We start from the raw sequence: 20960 nt of genomic DNA, 5'->3' as shown, positions 1-20960 counted from the left end.
CTCCTCAATCGACGGCGGAAACAGGGGCCGTAGTGGCTCCAGTCTAAGCATTGCTGCTGAATGGATGGCGAGCGCGATCCGCGCTTCACGCAAACCTTGGATACTAGGTCGATGACTATCGCCCTCATGTGGTTCCGCCGCGACCTGCGGCTTGCCGACAATCCCGCCCTGGTGCAGGCACTCGCGGCGCACGACCAGGTCGTGCCGCTCTACATCCACGCGCCGGACGAGGAGGGCGAATGGGCGCCGGGTGCGGCCGGGCGCTGGTGGCTGCACCATTCGCTGGCGGCGCTGGATGCCTCGCTGGGCAAGCACAGGGGCGCCCTGCAGATCGGCCACGGGCCGAGCCTCGATGCGCTGCGTGCGGCGATCGAGTCCACCGGCTCGACGGCCGTCTACTTCAACCGGCTGTACGAACCGCGGGTGATCCGGCGTGACAAGGCCGTGCGCAAGGCCCTCGAAGCCGACGGCATCGACGTCGCCTCGTTCAACGCCTCGCTGTGGTGCGAACCCTGGGAGGTCGCGACGAAGCAGGACGAACCCTATCGGGTGTTCACCCCCTTCTGGCGCAACCTGCGCACGCGCATCGATGCCGTGGCTGCCGTGGAGGCGCCCGCGTCGATGCACCTGGGCGCGCTGCCGGGGTCCGTCGCGCTGGACGACCTGGGCTTGCTGCCCACGCGCGACTGGGCCAGGGGCTTCGACGCATGGACGCCCGGCGAGCAGGGCGCGCAGGACATGCTCCAGCTCTTCGCCGACGATGCCGTCGGGCACTACGTCGAGGGGCGCGACCTGCCGGCGCGCCACGGCACCTCGCGCCTGTCGCCGCACCTGCACTGGGGCGAGATATCGCCGCTGCAGATCGCCGCGGGCCTGCGCGCCCACGCGGCACGACACAAGAAGGCGCCGGACATCGAGCCCTACCTGCGCCAGCTGGGCTGGCGGGAATTCGCCCACCACCTGCTGTTCCATTTTCCGAAAACGCCCAGGGAAAACTTCAACCCGAAGTTCGACACCTTCCGCTGGGCCCCGCGCGACGCCCATGCGTTGCGCCGCTGGAAGCGAGGCATGACCGGCATTCCCATCGTGGATGCGGGCATGCGCGAGCTGTGGGCCACGGGCTGGATGCACAACCGCGTGCGCATGCTGGTGGCCAGCCTGCTGACCAAGAACATGCGCCAACACTGGGTGCTGGGTTCGAAGTGGTTCTGGGACACGCTGGTCGACGCGGACCTGGCCAACAACTCGCTGGGCTGGCAGTGGGTGGCCGGCAGCGGTGCGGACGCGGCGCCGTACTTCCGTATCTTCAATCCCGTGACCCAGTCCGAACGGTTCGACAAGGACGGCGCGTACATCCGGCGCTGGGTGCCCGAGTTGCGCGACGCGCCAGGCCGGCTGGTGCACGCGCCATGGGAAGACCAGGCGTTCCTCAAGGCCTCGGGTTACCCCAGCCCGCTGGTGGACCTCAAGGCCACCCGCGAGGACGCACTCACGGCGTACCAGGCGTCGCGGGGCGGTCGGATGCCGTCCGCGGATCGTGCAGGCGACTGAAGATCCAGCTGGCCGCCAGCGTGATCAGGCCCAGGACGATCACGGTCCAACGGAAGGCCCAGACATAGCCCTGCGCGTTGTGCGAACCGAGGAACGCCGCCATGAGCAACGACGCCAGGGCGATACCGAAGCTCATCGACAGGTATTGCGCGGTCGAGGCCATCGACGAGGCCTGCGATGCATCGCGGACGTCCAGGTCCACGTAGGCCAAGGTGTTCATCGACGTGTACTGCAGCGACATCACCGCGCCGTAGACATACACGAAGATGACGGTGATCCAGGGCGGCGTATCCGCCGAGAGCAGGGCGAACGAACACAGCACCGCCGACACGGCAAACGTGTTGCCCAGCAGCAGGCGCCGGTAACCGAACCGGGTCAGTAGCCGGTTGATGAACGGCTTGACCGTGATCGAGCCGATGGCCTGCGGCACCATCATCATGCCGGCCACCAGCGGCGACCAGCCGCAACCGATCTGCAGGAACAGCACCAGCAGCAGGTACATGCCCGACACGCCCAGCCGGGTGAACAGGTTGCCGGCCAGCGAGACCCACACGCTGCGCACCTTAAGCAAGGACAGGTCGCTGACCGGGAACGCGGTGCGCCGGCTGTGCCGGACGTAAAGCACGGCGCTGGCCACCGCCGCCGCCGCGTAGCCGGCCACCTCGGGCCAGTGTCCGCGGCTGCCGGCCGTCTCCGCCGCCATCAACAGCAGCGCGGACGCACCGGCGAACAGGATGAAACCGGTGGTGTCGAAGCGATGGGCCTGCTCGAGCCGGTATTCGGGCATCTCTCGCCGGTTCAGCAGCAGCCCGACGATGCCCACCGGCACGTTGATCAGGAAGATCAGGCGCCAGCTGGTGAACTCCACCAGCGCGCCGCCGATCAGCGGGCCGACGACGGAACCGAGCAGGCCGAACGTGGCCACGGTGGTCATGGCGCTGACGAACTGGCGGCGGTCGATGCTGCGTACCAGCACGTAGCGTCCCACCGGCATCAGCGCAGCACCGCCCAGGCCCTGGACGATGCGCGCGGCCACCAGCTGCGGCAGGCTCTGCGCCACGCCGCACAGCAGCGAACCGATGGCGAACACCAGGATGGCGCCACCGAACACCCGCCGCGTGCCGAAGCGATCGCACAGCCAGGGGCTCATCGGGATGAAGATCGCGAGGGTGAGCACGTAGCTGGTGAGCGCCGTGCGCATGCTCAGCGGGGTCACCTCGAGCGCCTGCGAGATGGCGGGCACGGCGGTGTTGACGATCGTCGCGTCCAGCGCCTGCATGAAGAATGCGGCCGACACGAGCCAGATCAGGCCGCGATAGCGGGCCTTGCTGGAGGGCTCCGCCGGGGCGAGGGCCGGTCGGTCGGTGGGCAGGGCGTGGACGTCGGTGGACGCGGTACTGTCTATGACGTCGTAAGGGGGCATGGTTTGCACGATTATAGCCGATGGCCTTCTTGCATTTGCGGCAGCTTCAGCCGACAGTTCAGGGTCGTGTCTGCCCCGCACCCGCCCTCACGGACCCTGCACATGCCGCAACCCACCGCCCCCGAGACCGAAGCTGCGCGTGCCGCCGAACTGCGCCGCCGCATCGAGGATGCGAACTATCGCTACCACGTGCTCGACGAGCCCGACCTGTCGGACGCCGAGTACGACCGCATGATGCGCGAGCTGGAAGCGCTGGAAGCCGAGTACACGGACCTGGCCGCGCTCGACTCGCCCACCCGTCGCGTCGGTGCCCGTGCACAGGGTGGCTTCGCGGAGGTGGCTCATGCGCTGCCCATGCTGTCGCTGGGCAACGCGTTCGAGCAGGACGGGGACGACGATCGCACGCGTTACCGCGAGGTGGCCGATTTCGAGCGCCGCATCGAACAGACCCTGGGGCGTCGCCAGCCCGTGTTCTCGGTGGAGCCCAAGCTGGATGGCCTGGCCATCAGCCTGCGTTACGAAGGAGGCGTGTTCGTGCAGGGCGCCACGCGCGGCGACGGCGCGGTGGGTGAGGATGTAACGGCCAACCTGCGCACGGTCAAGGCCATTCCGCTGCGCCTGCGTGGCGAAGGCTGGCCGCGCCTGCTGGAAGTGCGTGGCGAGGTGATCATGCCGCGTGCCGGTTTCGAGGCCTTTAACGCGCGGGCGCGCGAAGCGGGCGAGAAGCCGCTGGCCAACCCGCGCAACGGCGCGGCGGGCTCGCTGCGCCAGCTCGATCCGGCGGTGACCGCCCGGCGCCCGCTCGCGTTCTTCGCCTATGCCATTGGCCGTGTCGATGGCGGCGAGCTGCCCGATACGCATTCGGCCACGCTGGCGAAACTGCGCGAATGGGGTTTTCCCGTGTCGCCGGAAGTGTCCACGGCAAAGGGCTTCGACGGGCTGATCGCCTATTTCCGCACCATCGGCGACAAGCGCGACCGCCTGCCGTACGACATCGACGGCGTGGTCTACAAGCTGGACGATTACGAAGGCCAGCGCGAGATGGGCTTCGTCTCGCGTGCACCGCGCTGGGCCATCGCGCACAAGTATCCCGCGCAGGAACAGATGACCACCGTGGAGGCGATCGAGATCCAGATCGGCCGTACCGGTGCGGCCACTCCGGTGGCGCGTCTCACGCCCGTGCAGGTCGGCGGTGTCACCGTGACCAACGCCACGCTGCACAACGCCGACCAGGTGGCACGCCTGGACGTGCGCATCGGCGACACCGTGATCGTTCGCCGCGCGGGCGACGTGATTCCCGAGGTGGCCCGCGTGGTCGAAGAGCGCCGGCCGGCGAAGACGGTGGCATGGCGAATGCCGGCCACCTGTCCGGTGTGCGGCTCCGAATTACTGCGGGAAGAGGGCGCGGCGGCGTTCCGCTGTTCGGGCGGGCTTGTCTGTGCCGCGCAGCGCAAGGAGGCGCTGATCCACTTCGCCTCGCGCCGCGCGATGGATATCGACGGCCTGGGCGATCGCTTCGTCGACGCCCTGGTCGAGTTCGACATGGTGAAGACGCCGGCCGACCTGTACGCGCTGACCATCGACGACTTCATCCGGATGAAGACCCTCGCCGACGAGCGCGACGGATCGACGCCCGAGACGGTGAAGCAGGGCAAGGTGGCGACGAAGTGGGCCGACAACCTCGTTGCGGCCATTGAGAAGAGCAGGACCACCACGCTGCCCAGGTTCCTGTTCGGCCTGGGCATCATGCATATCGGCGAAAGCACGGCCAAGACACTGGCGACCTGGCTCGGCTCGATCGAACACGTCCGCAAGGCTCCCGCGCCGGTGCTGCGCGTGTTGCCCGATATCGGTGACGAGGTCGCGACGTCGATCGAGGCCTTCTTCGGCCAGGACGGTAACAACGACGTCGTCGACGCGCTGCTCGGCTACATCACCTTCACCGACGAGGGCGAGCCGTCGCCGAAGCTGCGCGAGCGGCTGGGCCTGGACGTGCTGCTGGATGCCGCCAAGGTGTCCAAGCTGGGCCCGAAGAGCACGGCCACCCTGGCCAGGCACTACGCCAACCTCGACGACATGATCAAGGCCGGCGAGCACCAGTGGATCGTGGCCGGCGTGCCGCAGGCCGCCGCGTCCAACCTCATGGCGTACCTGGGCGACAAGGCCAACGCCACCGCCATCCGTGCGCATGCCGCGGCCATGCAGGCGCTGGCCGCCGCGCTGCCGGCCAAGGCCGCCGCGGCGTTGCCGCTCGAAGGCATGACCTACGTGATCACCGGCACCATGGAAACGCTCAAGCGCGATGACGCCACCGAGCGTCTGGAAAGTCTCGGCGCCAAGGTGGCCGGCTCGGTCTCGAAGAAGACCACCACCGTTTTCGCCGGTGAAGCCGCGGGTTCCAAACTGGACAAGGCAAAGGAACTGGGCGTGCCGGTGGCGACGGAGGCCGACCTGATCGCGTTGCTCGCCAAGCATGGGGTGGCTCCGTGAGCGAACTGGCGGCACTGCGCCTGCGCGCGGACACCTACGCGCACATCCGTGCCTTCTTTGCCGAGCGCGGCGTGCTGGAGGTGGAAACGCCCATCCTTTCCGCCGCGGGCAACACCGATCCGAACATCCGCAGCTTCACCACCCGGTTCAGCGGCCACGTGGATGCCGGCGCGCGCGAACGCTGGCTACGCACCTCGCCCGAGTTTCCGCTGAAGCGGCTGCTGGCTGCCGGTGCGCCGGATATCTACGAACTGGGCCGCGTGTTCCGCGACGGCGAAGCGGGCGGCCGGCACAATCCCGAGTTCACCATGCTGGAGTGGTACCGCGTGGGCTGGGACGACACGCGGCTGGCGCGCGAGGTGATCGACCTGCTGCAGCGCGTGCTGGTGCAGGCCGGCAGGACCGTCGCTATCGTGGAAACGACCTACCGGGGCCTGTTCCACGATGCGTTGGGTATCGACCCGCTCGTGGACCCGGTCGATGTGCTGCAGGGCGCGTTGCAAGGCACCACCGTGATCGACGGCGACGGCCTGGAGCGCGACGACTGGCTCGACCTGCTACTGACCCACCGCCTGCAGCCCGCGTTCCCGCGCGACCGGGTGACCGTGGTGCGAGATTTTCCGGCGAGCCAGTGCGCCCTGGCGCGCATACGCCCCGGTGAGCCGCCGGTAGCGGAGCGCTTCGAGGTGTATATCGGGCCGTACGAGGTCGCCAACGGTTACCACGAACTCAACGCCGCCGCCGAGCAACGTTCGCGCTTCGTGCGCGACAACGAAAAGCGGCGCGCACGCGGCGATCGCGAGGTGCCGCTCGACGAACCGCTGCTGGCGGTGCTGGATGCGATGCCCGCCTGCGCGGGCGTGGCGCTGGGCATCGAACGCCTGCTGATGGTGCTGGCCGGCACCGATGCGATCGCCGATGTGCTGGCGTTTCCGTTTGCGCATGCATGAAATGGTAACTGTAGGAGCGCACGCACGTGCGCGATACGGCTCCGCGTCGATCCACGGGATTTACGGGCTTCACCGGGTTCATGCGCCAGGATGGGGGCATGGCCTCAACACATGTCGCGCACGTGCGTGCGCTCCTACATTTCAGGCCGCGGCCATTTCAGGCCGCGGCACCCTGGTAGGAGCGCACGCACGTGCGCGACATGTGTTGGGGCCGGGCAGCCGGATTCACGTGCAAGGCCCGATGCTGCCGCGAGACGATGTCGCGCACATGCGTGCGCTCCTGCCCTCAGAATTCCAGTTCCTGCGCCGCGCACAGGTAATCGACCATCGGCGCCAGTCGTTTGAAGTTGTCGACGATGAAGGGCAGCAGCTCCGGCGAACAGGCCATGGCCTCGTCGAAATTTTGCCCCGCGGCGAAGTTCTTCCGCTTCAGGTCGGCAATCAACTCGTGGTTGGGATCGAACCCGCGGGGCGGCCGGGTCAGGCTTTCGCCCCAGAAGCTGAAGCGTTCCTGGAAGGCCTTGCCGTGCGTGGCGCGCTTCCATGCATCCGGGTTGTCGGCCAGGAAGTCGCGTAGCTTTTTCAGCACCGGCGGCTCCGGGTGCCACATGCCGCCACCGACGAAGCACTCGCCCGGCTGGATGTGCACGTAGAAGCCCGGCGCCTGGATCTCGTGGCGGCGCTCGTGGAAGAAGCGCGAGCCCTGCCAGCCCTTGTACGGCTGCTTGTCGTTGGCGAAACGCGTGTCGCGGTGGATGCGATACAGCGAGCCGCCCACCTTGCGGGTGTCGGCACGGTAGTGCGGGCTGATCTTCTTCAGCGGTGCGTCCAGGTCGCCGATCAGGCGCAGGAACGGTTCGCGCACGTGGCGCTCGTAGTCCGGCTTGTGGTCCTGGAACCACTCGCGGTTGTTGTTGCGCATCAGCGACTTGAAGAAGCGGAACGTGGCGGGTGTGAAGTAGGTCTGCGGCATGGGTCTTCAGAGCAGTTCGTGGCCCCACGCTTCCAGCTGGTCGAGCAGCGGCAGCGGGGCACCGGGTTGGGCACGGAGCGTGGCGAGTTCGAGGCGGTAGTCGTCGAGCGTAAGCGTGGTCAGCGGGCCGTGGCGCGTGAGCCGGTCGATGCGGAAGGCCTCCCAGCGTGCGTGTTCCTGGACGGTCAGGCTTTCCGGCCAGTTGCGCGCGCGGTAGCGGAACAGCAGCTCCGGGTAGCGTGGATCGCGGAACGGGAACGTGCGGGTGCCCAGCTGCTCCGGCGGCGTGGCTCGCACGTCGGCCAGCAGGCGGCGGTCCGCATCCGGCAGGAATGCACCATAGAGAGCCAGTTCGGGGTCTTCCGCCGGGGCGTGCGTGGCGGCATGGCCGTAGACACGCCGCAGCTTCTCGGCCAGGCCGTCGGCGTGGCGCAGCGCCTCCAGGTGGCGCGTCACCGCCTCCATGTCCAGGCCCAGCCGCGCGTGGTCGGCGCCCTTGAGCACCGACAGCGGCGCCAGGGCGGGGGCGTGGTTGGCCTTGATCGTGCGCAGGGCGATACGCTCCACGCCCTCGGGCAGGTCGGCGCGCGAGGTGAACACGCGGTCGGCGATGTCGCCGTCGTCCAGTGCCAGCAGGTCGGCCGGGTCGGCGCCGAGGTCGTACACGATGATCTCGCCCGCGCGCTCCGGATGCATGGCCAGGGGGGCGATGACAGTCAGGCACTGGCGGCTGGCCGGATAGCGCGAGGACACGTGCACCACCGGCGTCATCGTCGCCACGTCGAGCAGTTCGAACACGCGCTGCTTGCGGCGCAGGGCGAAATACCAGTCCCACAGCTTCGGCTGCCGCTGGCGGATCAGGCGGGCCAGGGCGATCAGCGCCTCCACGTCCGACAGGGCGTCGTGTGCGCGGTCCTGTTTCAGGCCGTTGGCGGCGGCCAGGTGCTCCAGCTTGAAGCTGGGCGTGCCGTCGTCGCGGGTGGGCCAGACGATGCCCTCCGGGCGCAGCGCCTGGCACAGGCGCACCAGGTCGATCAGGTCCCAGCGTGAATTGCCGTTTTCCCACTCGCGGCCATACGGATCGTAGAAATTGCGGTAAAGAAGGTGGCGGGTGAATTCGTCGTCGAAACGCAGCGAGTTATAGCCGACCGTGCAGGTGCCCGGCAGGGCCAGCTGCTCATGGACGGCCGCGGCGAATTCGGCCTCGCGCAGGCCTTCGCGCTCGGCCAGCTGCGGCGCGATGCCGGTGACCAGGCAGGCGCCGGGTTGGGGCGGGGTATCTCGTGGCGGCCGGCAGTAGATCATCAGTGGCTCGCCGACGATCTGCAGGTTGGCGTCGGTGCGGATGCCGGCGAACTGGCTGGGACGGTCCCGGCGCGGATCGATGCCGAAGGTTTCGTAGTCGTGCCAGAAGAAGGTCGGTTCGGCCATCGCAATATCATCGCATGGGTCGACCTCCTTTCCACGCGCGCTGCCGCTAGACTGCGCGATACCCGAAGGAGCTCCCATGACGCCAGCGCACGAAGACAACCTCATCTGGATCGACCTGGAAATGACCGGTCTGGACACGGACAACGATTCCATCCTGGAGATCGCCACGATCGTGACGGACAAGGACCTGAACGTCCTCGCCGAGGGCCCCGTCTTCGCCATCTCGCATGCGGACGCGCGCCTCCAGCAGATGGACGCGTGGAATCGCAACCAGCACATGCGCTCGGGCCTGTGGGGCCGCGCGGTGGAGTCGGACGCGGTGCCCGGCGAGGCGGAGACCGCCACCATCGAGTTTCTTCGCCAGTGGGTGCCGGCGGGCAAATCGCCCATGTGCGGCAACTCCATCTGCCAGGACCGTCGTTTCCTGCATCGCGAGATGCCGCGGCTGGAGCGTTTCTTCCACTACCGCAACCTCGACGTATCTACCCTGAAGGAGCTATCGCGCCGCTGGTCGCCGGAGATCGCGCGCGGCTTCAACAAGGATTCCGCACACACCGCGCTGTCCGACATCCGCGATTCCATCGAGGAACTGCGTCATTACCGCCGCTTCATGGGCCCGCTGGGCGGCCCGCAGCAGGCCGGCGGATGAACCCCTTCGCCACCTCGCTGGACTGCAACGGGCGCGCGCTGCTCCTGGACCGCGCACGCGTGGTCGGCATCGTCAACGCCACGCCGGATTCCTTCTCCGATGGCGGCAGCCACGCCACCCTCGACGCCGCCTATGCGCACGCGCTGCGGCTGGTGGAGGAGGGCGCCGACATGCTGGACATCGGCGGTGAATCCACGCGGCCGGGCGCCGCGGACGTCGACGCGGCCGAGGAAATCCGCCGCATCGTGCCGTTGATCGAGCGGCTGGCCGCGGCGACCACGGTACCGCTGTCCGTCGACACGTCCAAGCCGGAGGTGATGCGCGCCGCCGTGGGTGCGGGTGCGGGCATGATCAACGACGTGTTCGCGCTGCGCCGCGAGGGCGCGCTGGACACCGCCGCCGAACTCGGCGTGCCGGTGTGCCTGGTGCACATGCAGGGCGAGCCGCGGGGCATGCAGGACGCCCCGGACTACGACGACGTGGTGGGCGAGGTGCACCGCTTCCTTACCGACCGGCTGTTCTCCTGCGAGCTGGCCGGTATCGACCGCCGCCGCGTACTGGTCGACCCGGGCTTCGGCTTCGGCAAGACCCTCGAACACAACCTCGCCCTGTTGCGGGCCACCGCCCGTTTCGGCGAACTGGGCGCGGGGGCCTATGTCGGGGTGTCGCGCAAATCCATGATCGGCCACCTGACCGGCCGGGACGACCCGCTCAAGCGTGTCTCCGGCTCGGTCGCGGCGGCCCTGGTCGCGGTGCAGCGTGGCGCGCTGCTGGTCCGCGTCCACGACGTGGCCGCCACGGTGGACGCCCTGGCCGTCTGGCAGGCCGTGAGCGCCGGCGACAGCGCCCCCCGGCCCGCGGCGCCGTCCATGCCGCGCTGGCCGGATGACGACTAAGGCCTAGTCCGTCCGGCCGGGCCAACCGTGGCCGCGCCGAGGAGTATCCTTTCGGTCCACGAAAGGAAGTGCCACCCATGAGCGAACGCAAATACTTCGGCACCGACGGCATCCGCGGCCGTGTGGGCACCTACCCGATCAGTGCGGATTTCATCCTGCGCCTGGGTCGTGCCGCCGGCGCCGTGCTGGCGCGCCGCCGTGGCACCGAGCGCCGCGTGCCTGGCGCCGCCGCGGACCGGCGCGACCCCAACCGCAAGGTGATGGTGGTGATCGGCAAGGACACCCGCGTGTCCGGCTACATGTTCGAAGCAGCGCTGGAAGCCGGCCTGGTCGCCTCGGGCGCCGACGTGCGCCTGCTCGGGCCCATGCCCACGCCCGGCGTGGCCTACCTGACGCGCTCGCTGCGTGCCGACGCCGGCATCGTCATCAGCGCCTCGCACAACCCGCACCAGGACAACGGGATCAAGTTCTTTTCCGCCCAGGGCGAGAAACTGGACGACGAGCTGGAAGCCGAGATCGAGGCCGAGCTGGAAGCCGACTTCGCCACCGTGCCCTCCGAGGCCCTGGGCAAGGCCAGCCGCGTGGACGACGCGGTGACCAAGTACGCGGAATTCTGCAAGGCCACCGTGGCCGACGAGTTCTCGCTGCGCGGGTTGCGCATCGTGCTGGACTGCGCCCACGGCGCCACCTACCACGCGGCGCCCAAGGTGTTCCGCGAGCTGGGCGCCGAGGTGTCCACCATCGGCGCGGAGCCGGACGGCCTGAACATCAACCGCGGCGTGGGCTCCACCGCGCCGGCGGCGCTGGCCCAGGCGGTGATCGAGCGCGGCGCGGACCTCGGCATCGCCTTCGACGGCGACGGCGATCGCGTGCGCATCGTGGATGCCGACGGCACCGTGACCGACGGCGACGACATGCTCTACGTCATCGCGCGCCACTGGCAGCGCAAGGGCGCGCTGCCCGGTCCCGTGGTCGGCACGTCCATGAGCAACTACGGCCTGCAACGCGCGTTCCGCGCCATGGACATCCCGTTCCTGCGCGCCAACGTGGGCGATCGTTACGTGCTGCGCCAGCTCAAGGAGCACGGCGGCATCCTGGGCGGCGAGACCTCCGGCCACGTGCTGTGCCTGGACCGCTTCACCACCGGCGACGGCATCGTGGCCGCGCTGGCCCTGCTGGAGTGCCTGGTCGAGGCCGGCGAGACCTTCGCCGAGGCCCGTGCCGGCCTGGTCAAGTTGCCGCAGACGATGGTCAACGTACGCATGCCGGGCGCCAAGGAGGCCCTGGGCAGCGAGACGGTGCGGCAGGCGCTGGCCGAGGTGGAAGGCGTGCTGGAAGGTCGCGGGCGCGTGGTGCTGCGTGCCTCGGGTACCGAGCCGCTGGTGCGCGTCACCATCGAGGCCGCCGATGCGGCGGAAGTGGAACGGCTGGCGGCGCGACTGGCCGAGGCCGTAAAATCGGCGGCCCAGGCAGCCGCCTGAACCACCCGGAAGCCGTATGAAGAAGGTCCCCACCCTCGATATCCGCCGCTACGACACCGACCGCGAGGCGTTCGTCGCCGAGCTGGGCGCGGCGTACCGTGAATACGGCTTCTGCGGCATCAGCGGCCACGGCATCCCCAAGGAAGCGATCGACGGGGCGTACGACGCATTCGTCCGCTTCTTCGCGCTGCCCGACGACGTCAAGCGCCAGTACCACATTCCCGGCGGCGGTGGCGCGCGCGGCTACACCCCGTTCAAGGTGGAAACCGCCAAGGACAGCCAGTTCGCCGACCTCAAGGAGTTCTGGCACATCGGGCGCGAGATCCCCCGCGATTCCGTCTTCGCCGACGTCATGCCGCCCAATGTCTGGCCAGCGGAAGTGCCCGATTTCAAGGAAAAGGGATACGTGCTGTACGACGCGCTGGACCAGCTCGGCGCGCGCGTGCTGCGCGCCCTGGCCCTGCACATCGATCTGCCGGAACATTTCTTCGACGACAAAATCGATTCGGGCAACGCCATCCTGCGCCCGATCCACTACCCGCCGATCGTGGCCGACGACGTGCCCAACGAGCGCGCCGGCGCGCACGAGGACATCAACTTCATCACGCTGTTGGTGGGCGCGAGCGCCGAGGGCCTGGAGGTCCTCACGCGCGAAGGCGAGTGGCTGCCGATCACCACCGAGGGCGACGCCATCGTCGTCAACATCGGCGACATGCTGCAGCGCCTGACCAACCACGTGTACCCCTCGACCACCCACCGCGTGGTCAATCCGAAGAACGCCAACGCGCGCAAGCCGCGCTATTCGGTGCCGTTCTTCCTGCACCCCAATCCGGACGTGGTGCTCGACGTGCTGCCGTCCTGCGTGACGCCCGACAACCCGAAGCGTTACCCCGAGCCGATCACGGCGCACGAGTATCTTCAGGAACGTCTGCGCCAGATCAAGCTGATCTGATCACTTCTTAGCGGGTTTTTCACCGGGAGGTCCCCAGCATGGGAACCTCCCGGTCCCGTTCCGGAGTACCCATGAAGATGTCCCGCGCCCCGAAGATGTCCATCGCTCCGAAGATGTCCAGCGCCCTGAAAACGAACCGACCCAAGACTCGCGGCAACGCAGCGGCCTCACCGTCCCGCAAGCGCGAAACCATCCGCACCTCCGGCAAACGCGTCCGCCGCCAACGCACCATGCGCGCCCGCGGCCGCGCCTGACCGCCACCCAATTCCCGCTCCGCTGCCTATGTGTATGTAGGAGCCGACGATGTCGGCGATCGAGGTCGGCCATCCCGATCCCCTCAGGGCAAGGGCTCAAAGCCCCCTCAAGGCACCACCAGATCTGACGCCCCCGCCACCTCTCCCCGGTGCAGGAACGGATGCGCAAACACCGCGCCCAGGATGATCGCCACCCCCACGTAGAAGGCCCAGCCCAGCTCCCGCTGCTCCCCCAGCAACGGAATCGCCAGCAGGATCGCGTACACCGGCTCCAGGTTCGTCACCATCTGGGTCGCAAACGCCGTGAGATGCCGTAAGGCCGTCAGCGCCAACACGAACGGCAGCAGCGTGCACCCGTACGCCAGCAAGACGATCAGGACGCCGTCATGCAGATCCGGCACGGGAAACAGCGGGCCTGCCATGAACGGCGCCAGCAGGGTGAGGAACAGGGTGCCGCTGCCCAGCTCGATACAGGTCACGGTCAGCGCATCCGCCTTGTCCACCAGCCGCTTGTTCAGTGCGCTGAAAAACGCCACAAAGATCGCCGACAACACGCCCACCGCCAGGCCAATCCGCATCTCGCCCGGCACGCCGCCGGCCACCAGGGCCACACCGGGCACCACGGCCGCGCCGATCAACAGTTCACGCGCGTCGAAGCGCTTACCGGCAACCCAGGGCTCGACGATGGCCAGGAACGCCGGGCACAAGGCGATGCAGGTGGCGGCAACGGAGGCGTTGGCCAGCTTGATGGCGCCGTAAAAGGTCAGCCAGTGCAGCGAGACGATCACGCCGATGCCGGCGTAGGACAGCAACAGTCGAGGGGGCAGGGCACGCAGCGACCGCCACACGCGCGGAAGACACAGCAGCGTGACCGAGACCAGCAGCATGCGCCACCAGACCAGCGGCAGCGCCGCCAGGGTGATCAGCTTGCCGAGGATGGCGGTGACGCCCCAGAGCAGGACACAGAAGTGGATCTGTAGATGGGCTTTGCGGGCAGGGGTCATGGGGGAAGCTTGCCCGAAGCCTGGGGGACATCGCCAGCAGGACCCTGCGGTCGGCAGGGTCCTGGCTTATCTTATTTGCGGACGGCGGGTGCCTTCGGCGGGGTGCTGCGGATGTCGTCCAGCAGCGGCTTGCACTGGGTGGCATCGGCCTTGCCGCTTTCGGGAACGGCCAGCGCGGCCAGGGCGGCGACCGGGGCCGCGAACACGGCTAGCGCGGCGGCGCCGCCGGCGCGCAGGATCAGCGGGCCCGCATGCACGCCCACCGAGGGGTTCTTCATCGTGCCGTGCACGTACAGCGGCGAGCGCAGCGAGAACAGGCGGAAGCCCTTGGTATGCGGCACGATGTCGAGGTTGAGCTTCTCGGTCTTGAAGTCGATGTCGCCGGTAACGTTGATCAGCGCCTTTTCCGTATCGAACGCGAACAGCTTCGACTCCATGTCACCGTGCGTGGTCACCAGGTCCGCGGCCATGCAGTTGATCTTGACCACCTCGTCGCCGAACAGCTTGTTGACGGCATAGCTGCCCACGTTGAGGCCCGCCAGCTCCAGCAGCGAACTGCTGATGGCGCCATCGTTGATCAGCAGCTTGACCTCACCGTTGGAGCTGCCCAGCAGGGCGGCCGGGGAATTGCCGGTGGCCGTGAGCGAGGCATCGCCGTTGAGTTCACCGAAGCTGGTCTTCATCGGCTCGAAGCTCGGGAACAGCTCCTTCAGCTTCATGTGGCGGGCGCCGAGATTGAAACCGCCGGTCATCGGCGTCTTCGAACCGTCCAGCTTGATGTTGCTGCCCACGGTGCCGCCGGCCACGCCGAACTTCAGCGGGTCGAGGGTCAGCACGGCATTCTTCAGGACCAGGTGCGTGTACAGGTTGTCGATCGGCAGGCGCTCGCCGTGGACGATCTTCACCCCGGTGAATTCCACATCGGCATCCATCGCGTTCCAGCGGTCCGTCTTGAACGGTTCCACCGGCAACACCTTGTCGTCGGGCTGCCTGACCGCATCGCCACGCTCGGTCTTTTCCTTGTTGGAGCCGCCGCCGATCAGCGGTGCCAGGTCGCTGAAGAGCAGCTGGTTGGACTTCAGCGCGCCGGTGAGGCTGGGGCGGGCGCCGCCGGTGTTGAAGGTGAGGCTGCCGCCGAGGTCGCTGCCGCCGACACGGCCGGTGAAATGGTCGTAGGTGAAAACACTGGCACCCTTTTTCAGGTTCGCCGTGAGGTGGCCTTCGGTGGCGTAAGGCGGGGTGTCCGGCAGGGTGACGCCGGTCAGGTCGTACAGGTGCGACATGCTCGTGCCCGACAACCACAGGCGGATATCCAGCGCGCCCATGTTGACCGGATCGGTCAGCGTGCCGACGAAGGCGATATGCGTGTCGCCGAAGCGGGCATCGGCGGCCACGGGGAAGGGCCGGGTCGCGTCGCGCAGGGCCAGCACGCCGCCGGTCTTCGCCGTGGCGGTCACCGTGGCCTTCTTGTAGGTGCCCTTGGCATCCCAGGCGAACAGGTAGACCTGCTTCTTCTTGGTCTCGTCGTTGCGGTCCTTTTCGTCCGCATCGCTCTTGGCCATCGTCTTCGCGCTGGCACCGGTGGTCTTCTTCGCCTGCGTGCGCGAGTCGGTCTCCTGCTGCGCCATGATCTGGTCGAACGGGATGCCCTTGGCCAGGGGGGTCACGTCGATGCCCATGACGATCTGGGTCTGCGCATCGTTGAAGTCGATGTGGCCCTTGTCGAACACGATGGCGTTGAGTTCCAGCTGCCATTCCGACGGGCCGGAGCTCTCGGGCAGCTTGAACGTCCAGGTGTCGTCGCCGTTCTTCACGCGCTGAAGGTCGATCTTCGGCTGGCCCAGGCGGATCTCCGGCACCACGATGCGGTGGGAGATGAGCGGGAAGGGCGACAGGCGGAATTGCAGGGAGTCCAGCGTGGCGAACTGCTTCGTCTTCGCCCAGTCCGGATTGGCCACGGTGATGTCACGCGCTTCGAAGTGCGGCCACGGGACGAGGCTGGTCAACCCGCTTTCGCCGGGCTCACGCGACCAGTGCGCGGAGAGGTCGCCGTTGATGGCGAAGGGGCGGCCGATGGCCTCGGACACCTTGGCGTTGATGGTCGGCTTCAGCCGGTTCCAGTCGAAGAACGCGATGAACAGGATGATCGCCACGATGAGCAGGATGACGATCCCGAGCACCCACGCCAGTATTTTCCTTCCACGCCGCATCGTTCAGCCTCCACTCCCATAACAGCGACAGAGTTAACGTGAAGGCCGACAAGGTTATGTGTTCATGACAGGGTGCGATTAAGGTTCAGGGGCCCGGCGTGGCCCCCGAGCACGATGGCGTCGCGCCGGTGCGGCCTCACTCGGCCTGCCAGTAGCCGGTCGCCTTGACCCAGTCCTTGTCGATGCCGCGCGTCTCCACCAGCAGGGTTCGGAGCTTGCGCGCCCGAGCGGATTCGACCGCCACCCACCAGAAGGTATCGCCGGCGGGGATGGGCAACACGGCCAGCATCTCGTCGAGCGACGGCGTGGACGCGCCACGGATGAACCAGTGCACGTCGCGGGCCAGTACCTGGCGTTCCTCGCCGGCCGCCACTTCCACCAGCACCGTGACCGGCGTGGTGGCCGGCATCTCTTCGAGCCAGCGGCCGATGGCCGGCAGGGCCGTTTCGTCGCCGACCAACACGTAGTGGTCGAAGTCGTCGGGGACGATCATGGAACCGCGTGGCCCGCCCAGGCCGATCGTGTCGCCGACCCGCACCTGCTCGGCCCAGGTGGACGCCGGACCCTCGCCATGCAGGACGAAATCGATGTCCAGCTCGTTACGGGCCGCGTCGTAGCGCCGTGGCGTGTAATCGCGGGCGGGCGAGGGGGTGACGCCCTCCGGGTAGACGGGACCTTCCGGCGTCATCGTCGGCGCGTTGATCACGCCGCCTTCCACGGGGAAGAACAGTTTCACGTGATCATCGGGCGAGGCGGTGACGAAGCCCTCCAGGTCGTCGCCGGTGAGGGTGACCCGGACCATGCGCGGGGAGAGGTTCTGCACGCGCGAGACCGTCAGGCGGCGTGCCTTGAGCGTATGGCGGACACGGGTGATGGCGTGGCGCGCGACGGTTCCGTTCATGCGTTGCGCTCCGCGATGGCCCGGGCCGTGGCCTCGATCAGCTGAGCGACCCGCTTGAGCTCGGCGTCGTCCCAGCCCTTGTGATGGTTGACGAGCTGGTGCTTCAGCGTATGCATGGCCTCGCGCACCTCGTTGGGTACGCTCATCCGGCGCATGTGCCGGGACATCACCTGCAGGCGCTCGGTCAGGGCTTCCAGCGTGTCGCGGTTGTCGCGAAGGAAGGCGCTACCGGTCTCGGTGATGGCATAGAGCTTCTTGCCGCCGGTTTCCGCCTCGACCCGCGCATAGCCCAGTTCCTCGAGCATGGTCAGGGTCGGGTAGATGGCGCCCGGGCTGGGGCTGTACTGGCCTTCGAACATCTCCTCGATGGTGCGGATCAGCTCGTAGCCATGGCGCGGCTGTTCCTCGATCAGGGCCAGCAGCAGGAGGCGCAGGTCACCGTGGCCGAACATGCGCCCGCCGAAGCGACCGCCACCGCGGCCACCGCGCATGCCGTCACCGCGATCGTCGAAACCGAACGGGCCGCCGCCGAAGCGACCGCCCGGACCCCCGCGGCCCATGGCCATGGCGGCCATCGTGTCGTGGAAGTGGTGTTTGGCGTGATGGAAGAAGTGCATGGGCTGCTCCAGATATATCGTAAGTAGTGGTCGTACGATATATCTTAAGAAACACTCGCGCAACCCACCGCCTCCCCCAAAGATGAAAGAGATGTAGGAGCGCACGCTGTGCGCGAAAAGCCAACAAGGCGGCGACGCGGCACCGCACGTCCCCCCGCGTAAGAGCGCACGATGTGCGCGACGGTTGTTGCCTTCCCGGCTCCATCATCCGAAGGGTTGAGAGGTTCGACGGCGTCGAATCGTCTCAACTAGCAGCGGTGCGGCGTCTTCGCGCTGTTGGCTTTTCGCGCACATCGTGCGCTCCTACGCGCGCGCGGAAGGTCGTGAATTGCCGCGTCTTCGCGCTGTTGGCTTTTCGCGCACATCGTGCGCTCCTACGCCCTCGCCCTGGGGGGCGGCGAGACGCCCCCCAGGGCGAGGGGTTGGCGGGTGGGCCTAGGCGTCTGGCTCAGCCGAAGGTGAAGGTGAAGGCGTGGAAATTGGCCTTGTCGATCTTGATGGTCAGCACGTGGTCCTTGTAGCCGTCACCGTCGAACAACGTGTAGAGCTGGCTCTTCTGCACGGTCACCGGGGCCATGGGCTTGCCGTCGACGGCGATCTGAAGGGTGACCGGGTCGTTGGCGCTGGCGACCATGTGAACCTTCTTCGCCTTGAAATGCAGGCGGATCTCGCCTGTCGGGCCGACCAGGGAGGCATTCTGGCGGCCGATTTCCCACTTGCCGACCAGGGCGAACTGGTTGAGCTCCAGGCGGGACGGGGCGGTGAAGTCGCGCGTGCCGGTGCTGTCGCCGCCGGCGCTGGCGTTGTTCTTGCTGCGCTCGCTGCCGAAGTACATCTCCGGGGAGCCCAGCTGGCTGAAATCCGGGGCGTCCTTGTCGTTTTCGGTGCTGGCGGCCAGACGCGGCAAGCCGAGCAGCGTGCGGATGGCGTTCTCCATCTCGGCGTAGTTGCCCTCGCCGAAATGATGGGCGACCACGTTGCCGCGCTGGTCCACCAGGTACTCGGCCGGCCAGTACTGGTTGTCCCAGGCGTCCCAGGTTTCCAGGTCGTTGTCCTGGGCCACGGGATACTTGATGTTGTATTTGGCGATGGCGTCGCGGACGTTGGCGTCCTGCTTCTCGAAGGCGAATTCCGGCGAATGCACTCCGACGATCACCAGGCCCTTGTCCTTGTACTGGTCGTACCAGCGGGTGACGTGGGGCAGGGTGCGCAGGCAGTTGATGCACGAATAGGCCCAGAAATCGATCAGCACGACCTTGCCGCGCAGGCCCTTCATCGTCAGCGGCCTGGAATTCTGCCAGTTGGCGATGCCGGCGAACTCCGGCGCGGTCTGCGCCGCCAGGGCGGGCGTCGCGGCGGCCAGGGTGGTCACGGCCACCAGCAGGGCGAGGAAAACGGTACGTAGCTGACGCATGCAAACTCCGTTGTGCTTGGGGTACCCGGAACAGACCGGCCCATGGGCCGGCACCTTACACCGCCGGGTGCGCTAAAATCGCCGCTTTGCCAGCCGCCGCGAGCCAGCCGAAGCGCCATGACCTCGATCAAGCAGGACGACCTCATCACCAGCGTCGCCGACGCCCTCCAGTACATCTCGTACTACCACCCGGTCGACTACATCAGAAACCTCTCCGCAGCGTACGAGCGTGAAGAGTCGCCGGCGGCCAAGGACGCCATCGCCCAGATCCTCATCAACTCGCGCATGTGCGCCGAGGGCCACCGGCCGATCTGCCAGGACACCGGCATCGTCACGGTTTTCCTCAAGGTGGGCATGAACGTGCGCTGGGACGACGCCACGATGGGTGTCGAGGACATGGTCAACGAAGGCGTGCGCCGCGCCTACAACCACCCGGACAACAAGCTGCGCGCCTCCGTGCTGGCCGATCCGGCGGGCAAGCGCATGAACACCCGCGACAACACGCCGGCCGTGGTCAACGTGTCGATCGTGCCGGGTAACACGCTCGACGTGATCGTCGCCGCCAAGGGCGGCGGCTCGGAAGCCAAGTCGAAGTTCGCCATGCTCAACCCGTCCGATTCCATCGTCGACTGGGTGCTGAAGACCGTGCCGACCATGGGCGCCGGCTGGTGCCCGCCGGGCATGCTCGGTATCGGCATCGGCGGCACCGCCGAGAAGGCCATGCTGCTGGCGAAGGAGGCGCTGATGGAGCCGATCGATATCGTCGACCTCATCGCCCGTGGCCCGTCCAACCGGGCAGAAGAACTGCGCCTGGAGCTGTACGAGAAGGTCAACGCGCTGGGCATCGGCGCGCAGGGCCTCGGTGGCCTGACCACCGTGCTCGACATCAAGGTGAAGGATTACCCCACCCACGCGGCCAACCTGCCGGTGGCGATGATCCCCAACTGTGCCGCTACCCGCCATGCGCATTTCGTGCTGGACGGTTCCGGCCCGGTGGCGCTGGATCCGCCGTCGCTGGAAGACTGGCCGAAGCTCACCTACGACGCATCCAAGGGTCGCCGGGTGAACCTCGACACGATCACCCGCGAGGACGTGCTCGACTGGAAGCCGGGCGAGACCATCCTGCTCAACGGCAAGCTGCTGACGGGGCGTGACGCCGCGCACAAGCGCATGATCGACATGTTGAACCGCGGCGAGACGCTGCCGGTGGACTTCACCAACCGCTTCATCTACTACGTGGGCCCCGTGGACCCCGTGCGTGACGAAGTGGTCGGCCCCGCCGGCCCGACCACGGCCACGCGCATGGACAAGTTCACCCGGCAGATGCTCGAGACCACCGGCCTGCTCGGCATGGTGGGCAAGAGCGAGCGCGGGCCCGCCGCGATCGAGGCCATTCGCGACAACAAGGCCGTGTACCTGATGGCCGTCGGTGGTTCGGCGTACCTGGTATCCAAGGCGATCAAGGCCTCGCGCGTGCTGGCCTTCGAGGACCTTGGCATGGAAGCGATCTACGAGTTCGAGGTCAAGGACATGCCCGTCACCGTCGCCGTCGACAGCGCCGGCACGTCGGTGCACGAGACCGGCCCGAAGGAATGGCGCTCGAAGATCGGCAAGATCCCCGTGGTGGTGGTGTAACAACGCCCGCCCCGAACGCCCGCCGCGGCTGCACGCCAACACCGCGGTTGTTAGGAGCGCACGATGTGCGCGAAAAGCCAACAAGGCGAAGACGCGGCAATGCGTCGACTGCAACGCGTCTACGATGAC

Annotated in this window: 17 protein-coding genes; 9 read left to right on the top strand and 8 right to left on the bottom strand. The window is 67.6% G+C overall.

Features of this window, described 5'->3' with window-relative positions; all coding sequences use genetic code 11:
- Positions 1-111: 111 nt before the first annotated feature.
- On the top strand, positions 112-1551 hold the full coding sequence (locus ACVKN3_RS07880; RefSeq protein WP_354516552.1) for a cryptochrome/photolyase family protein: 1440 nt from the start codon (positions 112-114) through the stop codon (positions 1549-1551).
- On the opposite strand, the gene ACVKN3_RS07875 is transcribed toward ACVKN3_RS07880, so the two are convergent.
- Complete coding sequence (locus ACVKN3_RS07875) at positions 1490-2974, bottom strand: MFS transporter (RefSeq protein WP_354516554.1); 1485 nt, start codon at positions 2972-2974, stop codon at positions 1490-1492. The two genes, ACVKN3_RS07880 and ACVKN3_RS07875, sit on opposite strands and share 62 nt — an antisense overlap.
- 102 nt (positions 2975-3076) lie before the next feature.
- On the opposite strand from ACVKN3_RS07875, the gene ligA reads away from it, so the two are divergent.
- Positions 3077-5464 carry an NAD-dependent DNA ligase LigA gene (gene ligA / locus ACVKN3_RS07870; protein WP_354516556.1) on the top strand — a complete coding sequence of 796 codons (2388 nt, stop codon included), beginning with the start codon at positions 3077-3079 and terminating at the stop codon, positions 5462-5464.
- Positions 5461-6414, top strand: a complete 954-nt coding sequence (gene epmA, locus ACVKN3_RS07865) for an EF-P lysine aminoacylase EpmA (RefSeq protein WP_285405394.1) — start codon at positions 5461-5463, stop codon at positions 6412-6414. Before ligA ends, epmA begins: the two co-directional genes overlap by 4 nt.
- A 286-nt stretch (positions 6415-6700) precedes the next feature.
- Here epmA and ACVKN3_RS07860 read toward each other — a convergent pair whose 3' ends face one another.
- Complete coding sequence (locus ACVKN3_RS07860) at positions 6701-7387, bottom strand: DUF2461 domain-containing protein (protein WP_354516558.1); 687 nt, start codon at positions 7385-7387, stop codon at positions 6701-6703.
- Between the two features lie 6 nt (positions 7388-7393).
- Entirely contained in the window at positions 7394-8818 is a 1425-nt protein-coding gene (gene sbcB / locus ACVKN3_RS07855) for an exodeoxyribonuclease I (RefSeq protein ID WP_354516560.1), read from the bottom strand.
- Between the two features lie 76 nt (positions 8819-8894).
- Between sbcB and orn the strand changes: the two genes are divergently transcribed.
- The 5 genes from orn to ACVKN3_RS07830 all read left to right on the top strand — a co-directional run bounded on the left by orn (position 8895) and on the right by ACVKN3_RS07830 (position 13050).
- Positions 8895-9467, top strand: coding sequence for an oligoribonuclease (gene orn / locus ACVKN3_RS07850; RefSeq protein ID WP_285405397.1), 573 nt, complete (start codon positions 8895-8897; stop codon positions 9465-9467).
- On the top strand, positions 9464-10363 hold the full coding sequence (gene folP / locus ACVKN3_RS07845; RefSeq protein WP_354516562.1) for a dihydropteroate synthase: 900 nt from the start codon (positions 9464-9466) through the stop codon (positions 10361-10363). The genes orn and folP overlap by 4 nt, the downstream gene beginning before the upstream one ends.
- Positions 10364-10440: 77 nt before the next feature.
- Entirely contained in the window at positions 10441-11844 is a 1404-nt protein-coding gene (glmM, locus tag ACVKN3_RS07840; protein WP_285405399.1) for a phosphoglucosamine mutase, read from the top strand.
- A gap of 16 nt (positions 11845-11860) precedes the next feature.
- Positions 11861-12796: an isopenicillin N synthase family dioxygenase gene (locus ACVKN3_RS07835; protein ID WP_354516564.1), complete on the top strand. Its 936-nt coding sequence runs from the start codon at positions 11861-11863 to the stop codon at positions 12794-12796.
- Positions 12797-12867: 71 nt separating this feature from the next.
- Positions 12868-13050 carry a hypothetical protein gene (locus ACVKN3_RS07830; RefSeq protein ID WP_285405401.1) on the top strand — a complete coding sequence of 61 codons (183 nt, stop codon included), beginning with the start codon at positions 12868-12870 and terminating at the stop codon, positions 13048-13050.
- 107 nt (positions 13051-13157) lie between these two features.
- On the opposite strand, the gene ACVKN3_RS07825 is transcribed toward ACVKN3_RS07830, so the two are convergent.
- From ACVKN3_RS07825 to ACVKN3_RS07805, 5 genes are all read right to left on the bottom strand, one after another.
- Positions 13158-14054, bottom strand: coding sequence for a DMT family transporter (locus ACVKN3_RS07825; protein ID WP_285405402.1), 897 nt, complete (start codon positions 14052-14054; stop codon positions 13158-13160).
- A gap of 71 nt (positions 14055-14125) precedes the next feature.
- A complete protein-coding gene (locus tag ACVKN3_RS07820; RefSeq protein ID WP_285405403.1) occupies positions 14126-16264 on the bottom strand; it encodes an AsmA family protein in 2139 nt (712 codons plus the stop codon).
- Between the two features lie 136 nt (positions 16265-16400).
- Positions 16401-17165, bottom strand: a complete 765-nt coding sequence (locus ACVKN3_RS07815) for a siderophore-interacting protein (protein ID WP_354516567.1) — start codon at positions 17163-17165, stop codon at positions 16401-16403.
- On the bottom strand, positions 17162-17782 hold the full coding sequence (locus tag ACVKN3_RS07810) for a PadR family transcriptional regulator (protein ID WP_081916663.1): 621 nt from the start codon (positions 17780-17782) through the stop codon (positions 17162-17164). The genes ACVKN3_RS07815 and ACVKN3_RS07810 overlap by 4 nt, the downstream gene beginning before the upstream one ends.
- A 448-nt stretch (positions 17783-18230) precedes the next feature.
- Positions 18231-19196, bottom strand: coding sequence for a thioredoxin family protein (locus tag ACVKN3_RS07805; RefSeq protein WP_285405405.1), 966 nt, complete (start codon positions 19194-19196; stop codon positions 18231-18233).
- A 117-nt stretch (positions 19197-19313) separates the two neighbouring features.
- Between ACVKN3_RS07805 and ACVKN3_RS07800 the strand changes: the two genes are divergently transcribed.
- The gene (locus ACVKN3_RS07800) at positions 19314-20831 is read left to right on the top strand and encodes a fumarate hydratase (RefSeq protein ID WP_354516568.1); all 1518 of its coding nucleotides are present in this window, start codon (positions 19314-19316) and stop codon (positions 20829-20831) included.
- Positions 20832-20960 lie beyond the last annotated feature (129 nt).

Source organism: Luteibacter sp. PvP120 (assembly GCF_054055715.1).
Note: the sequence above shows the minus strand (reverse complement) of the source record. Positions and strands in the feature narration are given on the sequence as shown.

Excerpts from the sequence above, each read along its gene's own strand:
- ACVKN3_RS07810 (WP_081916663.1), bottom strand. The coding sequence starts at position 17,782 with ATGCACTTCTTCCATCACGCCAAACACCACTTCCACGACACGATGGCC.
- ACVKN3_RS07830 (WP_285405401.1), top strand. The coding sequence starts at position 12,868 with ATGAAGATGTCCCGCGCCCCGAAGATGTCCATCGCTCCGAAGATGTCC.
- sbcB (WP_354516560.1), bottom strand. The coding sequence starts at position 8,818 with ATGGCCGAACCGACCTTCTTCTGGCACGACTACGAAACCTTCGGCATC.
- ACVKN3_RS07805 (WP_285405405.1), bottom strand. The coding sequence starts at position 19,196 with ATGCGTCAGCTACGTACCGTTTTCCTCGCCCTGCTGGTGGCCGTGACC.
- folP (WP_354516562.1), top strand. The coding sequence starts at position 9,464 with ATGAACCCCTTCGCCACCTCGCTGGACTGCAACGGGCGCGCGCTGCTC.
- ACVKN3_RS07825 (WP_285405402.1), bottom strand. The coding sequence starts at position 14,054 with ATGACCCCTGCCCGCAAAGCCCATCTACAGATCCACTTCTGTGTCCTG.
- ACVKN3_RS07880 (WP_354516552.1), top strand. The coding sequence starts at position 112 with ATGACTATCGCCCTCATGTGGTTCCGCCGCGACCTGCGGCTTGCCGAC.
- ACVKN3_RS07860 (WP_354516558.1), bottom strand. The coding sequence starts at position 7,387 with ATGCCGCAGACCTACTTCACACCCGCCACGTTCCGCTTCTTCAAGTCG.
- glmM (WP_285405399.1), top strand. The coding sequence starts at position 10,441 with ATGAGCGAACGCAAATACTTCGGCACCGACGGCATCCGCGGCCGTGTG.
- ACVKN3_RS07835 (WP_354516564.1), top strand. The coding sequence starts at position 11,861 with ATGAAGAAGGTCCCCACCCTCGATATCCGCCGCTACGACACCGACCGC.
- ACVKN3_RS07800 (WP_354516568.1), top strand. The coding sequence starts at position 19,314 with ATGACCTCGATCAAGCAGGACGACCTCATCACCAGCGTCGCCGACGCC.
- orn (WP_285405397.1), top strand. The coding sequence starts at position 8,895 with ATGACGCCAGCGCACGAAGACAACCTCATCTGGATCGACCTGGAAATG.
- ACVKN3_RS07875 (WP_354516554.1), bottom strand. The coding sequence starts at position 2,974 with ATGCCCCCTTACGACGTCATAGACAGTACCGCGTCCACCGACGTCCAC.
- ACVKN3_RS07815 (WP_354516567.1), bottom strand. The coding sequence starts at position 17,165 with ATGAACGGAACCGTCGCGCGCCACGCCATCACCCGTGTCCGCCATACG.
- ACVKN3_RS07820 (WP_285405403.1), bottom strand. The coding sequence starts at position 16,264 with ATGCGGCGTGGAAGGAAAATACTGGCGTGGGTGCTCGGGATCGTCATC.
- ligA (WP_354516556.1), top strand. The coding sequence starts at position 3,077 with ATGCCGCAACCCACCGCCCCCGAGACCGAAGCTGCGCGTGCCGCCGAA.